This window comes from Luteibacter sp. 329MFSha (genome assembly GCF_900111665.1).
Lineage (GTDB): Bacteria > Pseudomonadota > Gammaproteobacteria > Xanthomonadales > Rhodanobacteraceae > Luteibacter.
In genome coordinates this window covers 1,490,416-1,502,396 of sequence record NZ_FOJE01000001.1, presented here as the reverse complement: position 1 = coordinate 1,502,396, position 11,981 = coordinate 1,490,416, and the positions used below count along the sequence as shown (strand labels likewise).

Here is an 11,981-nt window from a genome sequence, read left to right as displayed (position 1 = left end):
CGGGCTGACGCATCGGGCGAGCCCATACGCACGCGTCGGGAGAGCCTGCTACATTCTGTCCATGCCAAGAATCGTCCTTGTAGATGACCACGCCATCGTTCGAGAGGGTTTCAAGCGGCTCATCGAGCTGGAACCCGATCTGGACGTCGTCGCCGAAGCCCGCAACGCCGACGAGGCGGTCGACGCGGTCACCCAGCACCGGCCGGATCTGGTCGCGGTGGATCTCTCGTTGCCGGACGGCAGCGGCCTCCCGCTGATCGAGCATCTGGGCAGCATCGCGCCGGGCATGAAGATCGTCGTGCTGAGCATGCACGACGGCGAGCCTTACGTGTCCGAGGCCTTGCGTCGCGGCGCGCGCGGTTACGTGACCAAGGGCGTCGCGCCGGAGGAACTGGTGGCGGCCGTACGCTCGGTGCTCGGGGGCGATCAGTACCTGAGTTCGGACCTACGGGAGCGTCGTTCGGGCCGCACCACCGCCGACCTCGATCCGTTCAACCGGCTCACGGCGCGCGAGCGCGAGGTGTTCCTGCTGCTGGCTGCCGGCCGCGCGCCGAAGCAGGTGGCGGCCGAGTTGGGGATCGGGCAGAAGACGATCTACATCCACCGGGCGGCGGTGATGAACAAGCTCAACGCCGGGTCGGAGCTGGATCTGTACCGGATGGCGCAGGAGCGCGGCCTGATCCGCGCCTGACCCTTCCGCCGTCGTAGGAGCGGACCTGGCCGCGACCGCTCTTCGCGAAGAGCTACAGGGCCTGTTCCATCTGGCGAAAAGCTGTCGCGGCCGGGGCCACTCCCACAAGGGAGGGGCTTCAGCCTTGCGCCTTGTCCAGCATCTTCTTCGCGTGCGCGCGGGTTTCCTTCGTGATTTCCACGCCGCCGAGCATGCGGCTGAGTTCGTCGCGGCGGCCGGCGGCGTCCAGCGAATGGATGCGCGTACGGGTGGCTTCGCCGTCGCTTTCCTTGGCGACCTTCAGGTGCGAATGACCCTGCGCTGCGACCTGTGGCAGGTGCGTGACGCAGAGCACCTGCACGCGCTCGCCGAGCGCCCGTAGTTTCTGGCCGACCACTTCGGCCACGGCGCCGCCGATGCCGGTGTCGACCTCGTCGAAGATCATGCAGCCGATGTTGTCGTTGCCCAACGTGGCGACTTCGATCGCGAGGCTGATGCGGGCGAGTTCGCCGCCCGAGGCCACCTTGCGCAGCGGACGCGGAGGCTGGCCGGGGTTGGCGCTGACGAGAAGCTCGCAACGCTCGCGGCCCTGCGGATCCGGATCGTCGGCTTCGGCCGGTTCCAGCGACACCTCCAGGCGACCGCCGGCCATACCGAGTTCGCCCATCAGCGCGGCGACGGCCGTGCCGAGGCGCGAGGCGGCGTCGCGACGGGCGGTCGACAAGGCGGTGGCGGCGGCGTCCCACGCCGTGCGCAGGCGGTCGCGCTCGCGCCCGAGGCGTTCGAGCGCGTCGCCCGCGCCTTCGAGTTCGGTCAGGCGCCCGCGCAGTTCCTCGGCCTTCGCCGTCAGTTCCTCGATCGGTAGCCGGTAGCGGCGCGAGAGATCGTGCAGATGGGTGAGGTGGGTGTCGACCTCGGCGAGGCGCTCGGGGTCGAGTTCGACGTCCTGCGCGTAGCGGCTGAGGCCGTCGACCGCTTCGCCGACCTGGATCTGCGCGCTGTCTAGCAGTTCCAGCGTCGGGGCGAGCGTGGCGTCGAGTTCGGCCAGCCGCGAAAGCTCGGCGTGGGCGCGGAGCAGGGCGCGACCGATGGCGAACTCGCTTTCGCCGTCGAGCATCTCGACCACGCCGTTCGCGCCCTCGGCCAGACGGCCCGCGTTGGCGAGGCGGCGATGCTGCGTCTCGAGGTCTTCCAGTGCGGCGGGCGCGAGCGCCCAGCGGTCCAGTTCCTCGAGTTCGTGGCTGAGCAGGTCGATCTGGTGCTCGCGGTCGTCGCCACCCGAGAGCGCGCGGATGCGCGACACGGCCTCGCGCCAGGCGCGCGCCGTCTCGCGCACGTCGGCGAGCAGGGCCTCGTTACCCGCGTAGGCGTCGAGCAGCGCCATCTGGTGCTGGCGCGAGAGCAGCGCCTGGTGTTCGTGCTGGCCGTGGATCTCGACGATCAGCGCCGCCAGCGCCGACATCTGCGCGAGGCTCGCCGGGCGGCCGTTGATCCAGCCGCGCGAGCTGCCCTCGGTGCGGATCACGCGGCGCAGCTGGCAGGTCTCGCCGTCGTCCAGTTCTTCCTGGCGCAGCCAGTCGAGCGCTTCGGGCAGGCCGGCGAGGTCGAATTCGGCGGCCAGCTCGGCGCGGTCGGAGCCCGCGCGGACCATGCCGCTGTCGGCGCGCGCGCCCGCGAGCAGCATCAGGGCGTCCACCAGCAGCGACTTGCCGGCGCCGGTTTCGCCGCTGACCACGGTGAGGCCCGGGCCGAAGGCCACCTCGGCTTCTTCGACGACGGCGAACTGGCGGACGTAGAGCGAGGTGAGCATGGGCACCGGTGGTGGCGGATGGAATCGCGCCGATTGTAGCGGCAGCGGCGTCGCAGAAGCCGAGACTTGCAAGCCGGAGCCCCAGACCTTATTGATAGCGCGACGATCCGATCCCTCCACCACCCGCCCAGGCGCATGAATCCGTTCTCCGGTCACGACATCGATGCTCGCGCGCGCCGGCTGCTGCGGACCCTGATCTCCCAATACCTGTCCGACGGCGAACCCGTCGGCTCGCGCACGCTGGCGCGGTCCTCCGGCCTGGAAGTCAGCCCGGCGACCATCCGCAACATCATGGCCGACCTCGAGGACGCCGGACTGGTCGCGTCGCCGCATACGTCGGCGGGCCGCATCCCGACGCCGCGCGGCCTGCGCCTGTTCGTCGACAGCCTGCTCGAACTGAAACCGCTGCCGCGCGACGAGATGGCCCGGCTGCAGGGCGGACTGCCGCCGCACCAGACGACCACGCGCGACCTGCTCGGCAACGTCTCCAACCTGCTTTCGGCGATGACCCACTTCGCCGGCGTGGTCACCGTGCCGCGCCAGGGCGACTTCCCGCTGCGCCACATCGATTTCGTCTCGTTGCCCGACGCCCGCGTGCTGGTGATCCTGGTGTTCTCCGACAACCAGGTCCAGAACCGCGTGGTCCAGCTCGCCCGGCCGATCGACGCCAGCGAGCTCGAGCAGGCGGCCAACTACCTCAACGCGCAGTTCGCCGGCTTCCGCCTGGCGGACATCCGCGCCCACCTGGTCTCCGAACTGCGCGAGGCGGGTGGCGAGCTGAACCGCATGCTGGCGGCCGCCGTCGAACTGGCCACCGCCTCGTTCGCGAGCGATGACGCCGACGACGTCCTCGTCAGCGGGCAGACGAACCTGATGGGCTATTCCGAGCTGGCCGACATCGACCGGCTCCGCGACCTCTTCGACGCCTTCCAGCAGAAGCGCGACCTGCTCCAGCTCATGGAAATGTGCGTCAAGGCGCCCGGCGTGCGCCTGTTCATCGGCGAGGAGTCCGGTTTCTCCGCCCTCGACGGATGCAGCATCGTCACCGCCACCTACGGCACGAACGGCCGCATGCTCGGCGCGATCGGAGTTATTGGACCGACGCGTATGGCATATGAGCGGGTGATTCCGGTGGTCCAGGCCACGGCGGGATTGCTCAGCGACGCCTTGAATCGCGCCGCGGCGACCTCATAAACCGCCTCGGGAGGCGGGTTTAGTAATTTCCCGCGAATGTTCGGCCGCTCCATGGAGCGGGCCGGTAAGCTGACATTTGGAGTAAGCATGCAGAACAACGATCCCCACGTGCCGGATCCGGCGCAGGACGGCGGCGCGGCCGAAGGCATGAATGCCGATCTGGACGCGCTCACCGCGAAGCTTGGCGCCCTCGAGTCCGAGCTCGCCAGCGCGCGCGAGACCGTGCTGCGCGAGCGGGCGGAGATCGAGAACCAGCGCCGTCGCCTCCAGCGCGACCTCGACCAGGCCCGTCGCTTCGCCAACGAGAAGCTGCTCGGCGAGCTGCTGCCGGTGTACGACGGCATCGCGCTCGGCCTGACCAACGAGTCGGCCGATGCGAAGACGCTGCGCGAAGGCCTGGAGCTGACGCTCAAGCAGCTGGAGAAGGTCACGCAGGGCAACGGCCTGAGCGTGGTCGATCCGCTGCACCAGCCGTTCAATCCGGAACACCACCAGGCGATCAGCTCGGTCGAGTCGAACGAGCACGCGCCGGGCACCGTGGTGGCCGTCGTCCAGAAGGGGTTCGTGCTCAACGATCGTCTGCTGCGTCCGGCGCTCGTCGCCGTGGTGCGCGACAACTGAACGAAGCCCCGCGCGTCGCGTGTTCCGCGCCGCCGGGGAGTCTCACAAGGTATTGAATCGATGGGGCCGGGCCCCACTTCACAAACAGTCGCGGCCGCGGGGGCCGCTTAGGAATACGGAGTAACTTCAATGGCCAAGATCATCGGCATCGACCTCGGTACGACCAACTCCTGCGTCGCAGTGATGGAAGGTACGACCGCGCGCGTCATCGAAAACGCGGAAGGCGATCGCACCACGCCGTCCATCGTCGCGTTCACCAAGGACAACGAAGTCCTGGTCGGTGCGCCGGCCAAGCGCCAGAGCGTCACCAATCCGAAGAACACCTTCTACGCGGTGAAGCGCCTCATCGGCCGCAAGTTCACCGACGCGGAAGTGCAGAAGGACATCAAGCTCGTCCCGTACGCGATCGTCGCGCATGAGAACGGCGACGCGTGGGTGCAGACGGCCGACGGCAAGAAGATGGCGCCGCAGGAGATCTCCTCGAAGGTGCTGATGAAGATGAAGAAGACGGCCGAGGATTTCCTCGGTGAGGCCGTCACCGAGGCGGTCATCACCGTCCCGGCGTACTTCAACGACAGCCAGCGCCAGGCGACCAAGGACGCCGGCAAGATCGCCGGTCTCGACGTCAAGCGCATCATCAACGAGCCGACGGCCGCCGCGCTGGCCTACGGTCTCGACAAGACGGCCACGGGCGATCGCAAGATCGCGGTGTACGACCTCGGCGGCGGCACGTTCGACGTCTCGATCATCGAGATCGCCAACGTCGACGGCGAGAAGCAGTTCGAAGTGCTCTCGACCAACGGCAACACCTTCCTGGGTGGCGAAGACTTCGACAACCGCGTCATCGACTACCTCGTCGAAGAGTTCAAGAAGGAGCAGGGCATCGACCTGCGCCAGGACCAGCTCGCGCTGCAGCGTCTGAAGGACGCCGCCGAGCGCGCGAAGATCGAGCTGTCGTCGGCGCACCAGACGGACGTCAACCTGCCGTACGTGACGGCCGATGCCTCGGGTCCGAAGCACCTCAACATCAAGCTGACCCGCGCCAAGCTCGAGTCGCTGGTGGAAGACCTCGTCAAGGGCACGATCGAACCCTGTCGCACCGCGCTGAACGACGCCGGCCTGCGCGTGTCGGACATCAACGAGGTGATCCTCGTCGGTGGCCAGACCCGCATGCCCAAGGTGCAGGAAGCCGTGAAGGACTTCTTCGGCAAGGAAGCGCGCAAGGACGTCAACCCGGATGAAGCCGTCGCCGTCGGCGCCGCGATCCAGGGTGGCGTGCTGGGCGGTTCGGTCAAGGACGTCCTGCTCCTCGACGTGACCCCGCTGTCGCTCGGTATCGAGACGATGGGCGGCGTGATGACCAAGCTCATCGAGAAGAACACCACGGTGCCGACCAAGGCCTCGCAGGTCTTCTCCACGGCCGATGACAACCAGACCGCGGTCACCGTGCACGTGCTGCAGGGCGAGCGCGAGCGCGCCAACGCCAACAAGTCGCTCGGCAAGTTCGACCTGCAGGGCATCCGCCCGGCGCCGCGCGGCACGCCGCAGATCGAGGTGACCTTCGACATCGACGCGAACGGCATCCTGCACGTGTCGGCGAAGGACAAGGACACCGGCAAGGAACAGAAGATCGAGATCAAGGCCGGTTCGGGCCTCTCGGAAGACGAGATCCAGCGCATGGTCGCGGACGCCGAGGCGAATCGCGAGGAAGACAAGAAGTTCCACGACCTCGTGCAGGTGCGCAACCGCGGCGACCAGCTCGTCCACGCCACGCGTAGCCAGCTGAAGGAGCACGGCGGGAAGATCCCGGCCGATCAGCTCGCCACCATCGACGGCGCCGTGTCCGACCTGGAGAAGGCGCTGACGGGCGAGGACAAGGACGCCATCGAGTCGAAGATCGCGAACCTCGAGCAGGCGGCCCAGTCGCTCGCGGCGGCGGCCCAGTCGGGCGGCGCGCAGGACACCGCGCAGCAGTCGGCGCCGGGCGGCGGTTCGGCCCAGCCGGACGACGTGGTCGATGCCGAGTTCACCGAGGTCAAGGACGACCACAAGTAAGTCGTCCGATCAGCAACGAAGCGCCGCGGGTGGATGCCCGCGGCGCGTGGCCAACAGTTGACCGGACCGATCGCGCCGAGGGGTTTCCCGTCGGCGCGTTCGTCCGTCCAGGGAAAGCACACCCGCGATGAGCAAGCGCGACTACTACGAAGTCCTCGGTGTCGAACGCACCGTGACGGAGGGCGACCTCAAGAAGACCTTTCGTCGCGTCGCGATGAAGTACCACCCCGACCGCAACCCGGACGATCCGGAAGCGATCGACAAATTCAAGGAAGCCAAAGAGGCCTACGACGTGCTGTCCGATGCGCAGAAGCGCGCGGCGTACGACCAGTATGGCCATGCCGCCTTCGAGAACGGCGGTTTTGGCGGTCGCGGCAATGGCGCCGGATTCGGCGACGTCGGCGACATCTTCGGTGACATTTTCGGCGACATCTTCGGCGGTGCGGGCGGCGGACGCCAGCGCGCGCGCCGCGGCGCCGACCTGCGCTACATGATGGACCTCGATCTCGAGGAAGCCGTGTTCGGCGTCGAGAAGAAGATCGAGGTGCCCACGCAGGTCAACTGCCACCACTGCAACGGCACGGGTTCGGAAGACGGCAAGGTGTCCACGTGCACGACGTGCGCGGGCCATGGCCGCGTGCGCATGCAGAACGGCATCTTCTCCATCCAGCAGGCGTGCCCGACATGCCACGGTTCGGGGCAGAAGATCGACAAGCCCTGCAAGAAGTGCCACGGCGAAGGCCGCCTCGAGGAAGAGCGCACGCTTTCCGTGCGCATTCCGGCGGGCGTCGACAACGGCGACCGCATCCGCCTCACGGGGCAGGGCGAAGCCGGTCCGGCCGGTGCGCCGGCGGGCGACCTCTACGTCGAAGTGCGCGTGCGCGAGCATGCGATCTTCCAGCGCGACGGGTCCGACCTCTACTGCGAAATGCCCATCCGCTTCGCCCAGGCCGCGCTCGGCACGGAGCTCCAGGTGCCGACGCTGGAAGGCGAGGTCGCGGTGAACGTGCCGCCGGAAACGCAGACGGGGCAGCAGTTCCGCCTGCGCGGACGCGGCGTCAAATCCGTTCGCGGCGGCCGTACCGGCGACCTGATCTGCACGGTGGTGGTGGAGACACCGGTTCGCCTGACGAAGGAGCAGCGCGACATCCTCACGCAGCTCGAAGCGACGTTCGTGGGCGAGGAAGCCGCGAAGCACACGCCGCGCTCGAACACCTTCATGGACGGCGTCAAGGAATTCTGGTCGCGCGTCACCTCCTGAGGGCGCGCTCCTACGTGTGGCGCGCCTGCTACGATCCTCGTTCATCCTGATCGGAAGGCCACCGCATGACCCGCCCCATCCGTCTCGCCATCAGCGGCGCCTCCGGCCGCATGGGCCTCGCGTTGCTCGACCTCGTGCGCGACGACGACCGCTTCGAACTGGTGCAGGCGATCGTCTCGAGTGGCTCGCCGCGCCTCGGCAAGTCGGCGTACGGCGACGTTTCGGCGCTGCGCTTTTCCGACTGGAGCGAGTCCCAGTCCGCTGACGTGGTCATCGATTTCAGCGGTCCCGACGGGCTCGGCGCCGCGCTCGCGTACTGCGAATCCAGCGGGGCATCGCTGGTCACCGGCACCACGGGTCTGTCGGCGGAGATCGAGGACCACCTGGCGAAGGCCGCCGAGCGCATCGCCGTGCTGCGTGCGGCCAACTTCAGCCTCGGCGTGGCCGTCCTCACCCGGCTGTTGCGCGAAGCCGCCGCGGCGTTGCCCGGCTGGGATCTCGACATCGTGGAAGCGCATCACGGCCGCAAGGAAGACGCGCCGTCCGGCACCGCGCTGGCGCTCGGCCACGCCGCGGCGGCGGGACGCGGCGCCACCCTCGACGAACTGGCCGTCTACACGCGCGAAGGCCGGCCGGGCGCGCGCAAGGCGGGCACGATCGGCTTCGCCGTCGTGCGCGGCGGCGACATCGTCGGGGAGCACCAGGCGTGGCTGATGGGGCAGGGCGAGCGCATCGAACTCGGTCACCGCGCGACGGATCGCTCGATCTTCGCCCGCGGCGCTCTGGAAGCGGCCGCATGGATCGCCGGCCGAGCGCCTGGCACGTGGACGATCGAGGATGTGATCGCCGCGAAGGTGTGAGCCTTCCGCGAACGGACCCGCTTCGCGGGATCGCCAATGCGATCGGCTCCCGCGGCGTTGCGAACGCGTCTCACGGCATCCTGCAACCCGTGCTACCATCCGCGCCGATGTCATTGGGGAGTAGCCATCCTCGTTCCCCCTGAGGAGTTCGCGTCAACAGACTTGGCGGCCTTGTGCCCCATGGCGCGAACGGCAGCGACGCACGATCCGTGCGGCGCCGGCCCGGCGAGACCTTTGGCCATCGACACGCTTACCCGGGCCGGGCGAGCGGTGTCGTTGTGCCATCGGTTCTGCGCGCTCGCCCGGCCTCGAAACTGAACATGCTGCTGACGTGTTTCCTGTTCCTGGTGTCCGCCGGGGCCATCTATTTCGCCTGCGAGTACTTCGTCAACGGTGTCGAATGGTTCGGGCGAAAGCTCAGCCTCGGCGCCACCACCACCGGTACGGTGCTCGCCGCGTTCGGCACGGCGCTGCCCGAGAGCGCGGTGACCTTCGTCGCCGTCATCTTCGGCAAGACGCCGGAGGCGCGCGACATCGGCGTCGGTGCCGCGCTTGGTGGCCCGCTGGTGCTCGCCACCATCGCCTATGCGGTGGTCGGATTCGCTTTATATGCGGGCCGTAAGCGGCTGAAGCGCAAGGACACGCGGGTGCGCGTGGACAACCGCCGCCTCGCCCGCGACCAGTCCTGGTTCCTGGCGATCTTCGTGGTGAAGGTCGGCCTGGGCCTGGTGGCGTTCGCGTGGAAACCGTGGCTCGGCGTGCTCTTCCTCGTCGCGTACGCGTTCTACGTCTGGCGCGAGATGCGCGACGACACCAGCGGCCCGGAGGACGAGGAGCTCGAACCCCTGACGTTCCGGCCGCGCGATGCGGACCCGGCCATGAGCTGGGTCGTCCTGCAGACCGTCCTCGCGCTGCTGGTCATCGCCATCGCCTCGCGCACCTTCGTCTGGCAGCTGGAGGCGCTCGGCACGCACTTCGCCCTCTCGCCGCATCTGATCGCGCTGGTGCTCAGCCCGGTGGCCACCGAGTTGCCCGAGACCGTCAACGCGCTGATCTGGGTGCGCCAGGGCAAGGAGCGTCTGGCGTTGGCCAACATCTCCGGCGCCATGATGATCCAGGCCACCATCCCGAGTTCCCTCGCGCTTTTCGCGACGCCGTGGCTGTTCGACACGCCGCTGATCGTGGCGGGCGCCGTGACGATGGTGGCGGTGATCGCCCTGTGGACGATGTTCCGCCGCGGCGCGGTCGAGGCCCGCTGGCTGATGCCGATCGGGCTGCTCTATGGCGTCTTCGCGGTGTTCGTGGGGTGGTACTTCGGGGTGCGCTGAGGAACTCCGGATCGCCGATACGATCGGCTCCCACCCGTTGGTAGCTACCGGAGGGTGGGAGCCGATCGTATCGGCGATCCCGCGTCAGCGGGAAACCCGCGACGACGCTCAATCCGGATGCGAGGCGTTCCGGTCGCGGTCGGCGCCGACCTTGCGATCGAGCTTGCCGAAGATCTTCTTGAACACCCGCGAGAACTTGCCGCGCTTGGTCTTGCGGGCCTTTTCCTCCTCGGAGGTGAGCCAGGCCACCTGGATCACCCGGCGCTCGCCCTCGTAGGGCAGGTGCCCGTGGAAGGAGTTCTCGGCGCGGCGGAAGACGGCGAACTCGCCGTACAGCGGCTTCAACTCGGGCGCGACGATGTCGTCGATGTCGTTGATCGACTTGAGGAATCGCAGGCAGCCATCGCTGGTGTCGGGCCACATCGGGTTGAGGTAGATCAGCGCGGTGGCGATCTTCGACTTGCTGTCGGTGTGGATCGTGCCGTGGCGGCGGTTGAGCAGGCGGCAGAGGGTCACGAGGGTGGGGTAGTTCTCGAGCCCGTCGATGCCCAGATGGCGTCCGATCGCGGCGGAAAACTCCCGCGAGGTCATCTGTTCGACCAGCTCGTTGACCGACGGCCCGCAGTCGCTCGCGTCGTACGGGAAGAAGCCGGCGCTGCTGTACTGGGGGAAGTCCCGGTCAAGGTCGCCGCGGGCGTCGTCCGGCAGCTGCCCATGGGCGATCATGAACGAAAACGGCTCGTGCCTGATGTCGGTGTCGGGACGTTCCAGGCGGGCGGGGTCCAGCAGCATGCGGGCGGTTCTCGGATGGGCTACCACGGTGAGCATTGTATCGTGTCAGGCCGGGTTCCCCGCGACATTCGCGCACGTTTCATTCAGCGATTCCCGGTGGACAGGAAGGGCGTTCGCACCTATCATTCTTACCCGCCCTACGATTCCTTATCCCCAAGGCCCACGAGCCGCATTCCTGCTGGCTTGCGGGCTTTGCTGCACCTGAAGGCGGCCATCCCATGCGTACTCCTGCTCTGCTTGCTCTCGAAGACGGCAGCGTTTTTCACGGCCACGCGGTCGGTGCCCGCGGTGAGACGGTTGGCGAGGTGGTGTTCAACACCGCCATGACCGGTTACCAGGAAATCCTGACCGACCCGTCGTACTCCCGCCAGATCGTCACCCTGACGTATCCGCACATCGGAAACACCGGCACCAACGAGGTCGACGTCGAAGCCGACCGCGTCCACGCCGCCGGCCTGATCGTGCGCGACGTGCCCCGACTGGCGAGCAACTGGCGCAGCGTCGAACCGCTGCCGCAGTACCTCGAACGCCACGGCATCGTCGCCATCGCCGGCATCGACACGCGCCGCCTCACGCGCATCCTGCGCGAGAAGGGCGCCCTCAACGGCTGCATCGTCGCGGGCGACGCGATCGACGCCGACGCGGCGGTGGCGAAGGCGAAGGCCTTCCCGGGCCTCAACGGCATGGACCTGGCCAAGGTCGTCAGCACCACGAAGACCTACCAGTGGTCCGAGGGCGTCTACGACCTCGACAAGCAGGCCTTCTACAACGCGCCGAAGAAATTCCGCGTGGTGGCCTTCGATTACGGCGTGAAGCAGAACATCCTGCGCCTGCTCGCCGGCCGCGGTGTCGACATCACGGTGGTGCCGGCGCAGACGCCCGCCTCCGAGGTGCTCGCGATGAATCCGGACGGCATCTTCCTGGCGAACGGCCCGGGCGATCCGGCCGCGTGCGATTACGCGATCGAAGCGACGAAGCAGATCCTGGAAACGAAGATCCCGACCTTCGGCATCTGCCTCGGCCACCAGATCATGGCGCTCGCGATCGGCGCGAAGACGCTGAAGATGAAGTTCGGCCACCACGGCGCGAACCACCCGGTGAAGGACCACGACACCGGCCGCGTGCTGATCAGCTCGCAGAACCACGGTTTCGCGGTCGATCCGGCGACGCTGCCGGGCAACGTGCGCATCACGCACACCTCGCTGTTCGACGGCTCGCTGCAGGGCTTCGCCCTGACGGATCGCCCGGCGTTCTGCTTCCAGGGCCACCCGGAAGCGAGCCCCGGTCCGGAAGACGTCGGTTACCTGTTCGACACGTTCATCGCCTCGATGGAAGAGCACAAGGCGAAGCGCGCGTCCTGACGCGCCGCTCGTCCCGTACCGCTCATCCA

Annotated in this window: 10 protein-coding genes and 1 riboswitch; of the genes, 8 read left to right on the top strand and 2 right to left on the bottom strand. The window is 67.9% G+C overall.

Annotated elements, in window-relative coordinates; translation table 11 throughout:
* Positions 1–61: 61 nt before the first annotated feature.
* A complete protein-coding gene (locus BMW54_RS06615) occupies positions 62–691 on the top strand; it encodes a response regulator transcription factor (RefSeq protein WP_090053981.1) in 630 nt (209 codons plus the stop codon).
* 118 nt (positions 692–809) lie between these two features.
* Here the strand turns inward: BMW54_RS06615 and recN are convergent, their stop codons facing one another.
* Positions 810–2,480: a DNA repair protein RecN gene (gene recN / locus BMW54_RS06610; protein ID WP_090053978.1), complete on the bottom strand. Its 1,671-nt coding sequence runs from the start codon at positions 2,478–2,480 to the stop codon at positions 810–812.
* A gap of 135 nt (positions 2,481–2,615) precedes the next feature.
* Between recN and hrcA the strand changes: the two genes are divergently transcribed.
* The 6 genes from hrcA to BMW54_RS06580 all read left to right on the top strand — a co-directional run bounded on the left by hrcA (position 2,616) and on the right by BMW54_RS06580 (position 9,799).
* On the top strand, positions 2,616–3,674 hold the full coding sequence (gene hrcA / locus BMW54_RS06605) for a heat-inducible transcriptional repressor HrcA (RefSeq protein WP_090053976.1): 1,059 nt from the start codon (positions 2,616–2,618) through the stop codon (positions 3,672–3,674).
* Between the two features lie 87 nt (positions 3,675–3,761).
* Entirely contained in the window at positions 3,762–4,295 is a 534-nt protein-coding gene (grpE, locus tag BMW54_RS06600; protein ID WP_090053974.1) for a nucleotide exchange factor GrpE, read from the top strand.
* A 129-nt stretch (positions 4,296–4,424) separates the two neighbouring features.
* Positions 4,425–6,350 carry a molecular chaperone DnaK gene (gene dnaK, locus BMW54_RS06595; RefSeq protein ID WP_090053971.1) on the top strand — a complete coding sequence of 642 codons (1,926 nt, stop codon included), beginning with the start codon at positions 4,425–4,427 and terminating at the stop codon, positions 6,348–6,350.
* A 127-nt stretch (positions 6,351–6,477) separates the two neighbouring features.
* The gene (gene dnaJ / locus BMW54_RS06590) at positions 6,478–7,611 is read left to right on the top strand and encodes a molecular chaperone DnaJ (protein ID WP_090053969.1); all 1,134 of its coding nucleotides are present in this window, start codon (positions 6,478–6,480) and stop codon (positions 7,609–7,611) included.
* Positions 7,612–7,676: 65 nt separating this feature from the next.
* Positions 7,677–8,471 (top strand): 4-hydroxy-tetrahydrodipicolinate reductase, encoded by a 795-nt coding sequence (dapB, locus tag BMW54_RS06585; protein ID WP_090053967.1) that lies wholly within the window; start codon positions 7,677–7,679, stop codon positions 8,469–8,471.
* Between the two features lie 103 nt (positions 8,472–8,574).
* Positions 8,575–8,770: riboswitch (yybP-ykoY riboswitch) on the top strand.
* Positions 8,771–8,791: 21 nt separating this feature from the next.
* Positions 8,792–9,799 (top strand): sodium:calcium antiporter, encoded by a 1,008-nt coding sequence (locus BMW54_RS06580; protein WP_090053965.1) that lies wholly within the window; start codon positions 8,792–8,794, stop codon positions 9,797–9,799.
* A 108-nt stretch (positions 9,800–9,907) separates the two neighbouring features.
* Here the strand turns inward: BMW54_RS06580 and BMW54_RS06575 are convergent, their stop codons facing one another.
* Positions 9,908–10,591 (bottom strand): 2OG-Fe(II) oxygenase family protein, encoded by a 684-nt coding sequence (locus BMW54_RS06575; RefSeq protein WP_254779116.1) that lies wholly within the window; start codon positions 10,589–10,591, stop codon positions 9,908–9,910.
* A gap of 218 nt (positions 10,592–10,809) precedes the next feature.
* On the opposite strand from BMW54_RS06575, the gene carA reads away from it, so the two are divergent.
* On the top strand, positions 10,810–11,952 hold the full coding sequence (carA, locus tag BMW54_RS06570; RefSeq protein ID WP_090053961.1) for a glutamine-hydrolyzing carbamoyl-phosphate synthase small subunit: 1,143 nt from the start codon (positions 10,810–10,812) through the stop codon (positions 11,950–11,952).
* Positions 11,953–11,981 lie beyond the last annotated feature (29 nt).

Excerpts from the sequence above, each read along its gene's own strand:
- BMW54_RS06615 (WP_090053981.1), top strand. The coding sequence starts at position 62 with ATGCCAAGAATCGTCCTTGTAGATGACCACGCCATCGTTCGAGAGGGT.
- dapB (WP_090053967.1), top strand. The coding sequence starts at position 7,677 with ATGACCCGCCCCATCCGTCTCGCCATCAGCGGCGCCTCCGGCCGCATG.
- carA (WP_090053961.1), top strand. The coding sequence starts at position 10,810 with ATGCGTACTCCTGCTCTGCTTGCTCTCGAAGACGGCAGCGTTTTTCAC.
- grpE (WP_090053974.1), top strand. The coding sequence starts at position 3,762 with ATGCAGAACAACGATCCCCACGTGCCGGATCCGGCGCAGGACGGCGGC.
- recN (WP_090053978.1), bottom strand. The coding sequence starts at position 2,480 with ATGCTCACCTCGCTCTACGTCCGCCAGTTCGCCGTCGTCGAAGAAGCC.
- BMW54_RS06575 (WP_254779116.1), bottom strand. The coding sequence starts at position 10,591 with ATGCTGCTGGACCCCGCCCGCCTGGAACGTCCCGACACCGACATCAGG.
- dnaK (WP_090053971.1), top strand. The coding sequence starts at position 4,425 with ATGGCCAAGATCATCGGCATCGACCTCGGTACGACCAACTCCTGCGTC.
- BMW54_RS06580 (WP_090053965.1), top strand. The coding sequence starts at position 8,792 with ATGCTGCTGACGTGTTTCCTGTTCCTGGTGTCCGCCGGGGCCATCTAT.
- hrcA (WP_090053976.1), top strand. The coding sequence starts at position 2,616 with ATGAATCCGTTCTCCGGTCACGACATCGATGCTCGCGCGCGCCGGCTG.
- dnaJ (WP_090053969.1), top strand. The coding sequence starts at position 6,478 with ATGAGCAAGCGCGACTACTACGAAGTCCTCGGTGTCGAACGCACCGTG.